Below are 1,014 nucleotides of genomic sequence, written 5' to 3'. Positions count from 1 at the left end.
CGTCCGTACCGAGCAGCGTGGCCCGCCGGCGCACCTCCCTGTGGCACTACGATCAGTGAGCCGGCGCCTGCGGGCTGTCGGCGGGCTTGCGGTAGACCCGGGTGGCGGTGATCTCCCCGTGGATGGCCTCTGATTCACCGCCGCGCTGCTGCGGCAGCCCGGGCCGCAGATGCTCCTCGACGCTGATGTACTTGAGCCCGGCCCGCAGGTCCGCGTCGTTGCGCAGCCGGATGACCAGCGGGAACTCGGCGAGCGCGGTCGTGTCGAACAGCCCCGTGGTGTACAGGAGCTGGACGCCCAGCGCGTCGGCGACCGCCCGCTGGAGCTCCAGCAGATAGGTGGCGTTGGCGCGGCCGATGGGGTTGTCGAGGAAGAGGGTGCCGGCGTGCCGGTGCTTGTCGCGGCCCCGGTCGTTGCTGCGCAGCGCGGCCATGGTGCAGTACAGGGCGATGGCGGCGGTCAGCAGCTGGCCGCCGGAGAACACGTCGCCCATCTGACCGACCGGCACCCGCTCGGCGCGCAGCACGGCGTCCGGTTTGAGGATCTCCACGGACACGCCGCCCGGGCGCAGGGCGGCGTGGGTGCCGCGCAGCAGCAGGGACATGCCGTCCCGGCGCAGGTCGGAGTTCTTCTTGACGGCGGCGCGGGTGGTCTCGTCGATGACCTCGCCGAGCCGTTCGCTCAGGGTGGCCTGGTCGGGGTCCTCGAACCGGATGCGCAGGAACTCCTGCCCCGACCACTCGCCGAGCCCCTCGGGCAGCCGGGACAGCCGCTGGGCGGAGCGCAGGGTGGCCAGCGATGACTCCACCAGGCCACGCAGCCGGTCCACGATGGAGTCGCGGTTGCGTTCGAGCTGGGCGAGTTCGTCGGTGAGGACGCGCAGCCGGGGGGCGAACGCCTCGGCCCAGGCGGTGGCGTGCTCGGGCAGCGCGGCGGCGGGCAGCTCGCGGATCTGCTGCCGGGCGGGGGTGCGTACCTGCTCGTAGCGCGTGGCGTTCGCATGCCGTACGAGGA

Annotated in this window: 1 protein-coding gene; it reads right to left on the bottom strand. The window is 72.9% G+C overall.

The window, feature by feature from the left end; all coding sequences use genetic code 11:
• Nucleotides 1-52: 52 nt before the first annotated feature.
• Nucleotides 53-1,014, bottom strand: a 962-nt coding sequence (locus tag ACWF62_RS20745) for a hypothetical protein (RefSeq protein WP_452631330.1), incomplete at its 5' end; no start/stop codon positions are given.

It is taken from the genome of Rhodococcus sp. NPDC054953 (genome assembly GCF_053609225.1).
This window is presented reverse-complemented; position numbering and strand designations above follow the sequence as displayed.